Raw genomic sequence first — 657 nt, 5'->3', positions numbered from 1 at the left:
GACCGGTGTCGTTCGCCGTCGCCGTCGACTCGGCGGGGGACGCGGTGGAGCTGCTGCGGCGGACCGTCCGGGAGAAGGGCGCGATGACCGTCGGGGCGTACACCACCGACGAGGTCGTCGAGGAGGCCGTACGGGAGGCCTGTCTGGAGGAGTGTGCCCAGCTGTCCCTGAATCTGACGGGCGGCGTGTACGTCAACCAGACGGCGGCGTTCTCGGACTTCCACGGGTCGGGCGGCAACCCGGCGGCGAACGCCGCGCTGTGCGACGGCGGCTTCGTGGCCAACCGGTTCCGAGTGGTGGAGGTCCGACGCTAGGACCTGATTCGCCGGACAGGTCCCAGGCCTCGCGCCTGCGGTGTGATCCGCCGGACACCCCCTAGCCCCCTTGTGGGGCGCTCCAGTGGAACAGGGTCATGGCCACGCTCGTCGCCAGGTTGTAGCTGGAGACCTGGGGGCGCATCGGGAGCGACACCAAGTGATCGGCACGCGCGCGCAGGTCGGTGGAAAGGCCGCTGCGCTCGGAGCCGAAGGCGAGCACGGCGTCGTCCGGGAGCTTGAGTCCCCGGATGTCCTCGCCGTCCGGGTCGAGGGCGAACACCGGCCCGGACGGCAGCTCGGCCACCGTCAGCCGCTCCACGGCGGTCGCGAAGTGCAGGCC

Annotated in this window: 1 protein-coding gene and 1 pseudogene; one reads left to right on the top strand and one right to left on the bottom strand. The window is 71.5% G+C overall.

The window, feature by feature from the left end:
• Nucleotides 1-314, top strand: a pseudogene (locus tag ACFRCG_RS48540) (phenylacetic acid degradation protein PaaN); the annotation flags it as partial.
• A gap of 61 nt (nucleotides 315-375) precedes the next feature.
• On the opposite strand, the gene ACFRCG_RS48535 reads toward ACFRCG_RS48540, so the two are convergent.
• A partial coding sequence (locus ACFRCG_RS48535; protein WP_380043073.1) for a TrmH family RNA methyltransferase occupies nucleotides 376-657 on the bottom strand: 282 nt, incomplete at its 5' end.

The organism is Embleya sp. NPDC056575 (assembly GCF_042793325.1).
In the GTDB taxonomy this organism is placed as follows: domain Bacteria; phylum Actinomycetota; class Actinomycetes; order Streptomycetales; family Streptomycetaceae; genus Embleya.
This window is presented reverse-complemented; position numbering and strand designations above follow the sequence as displayed.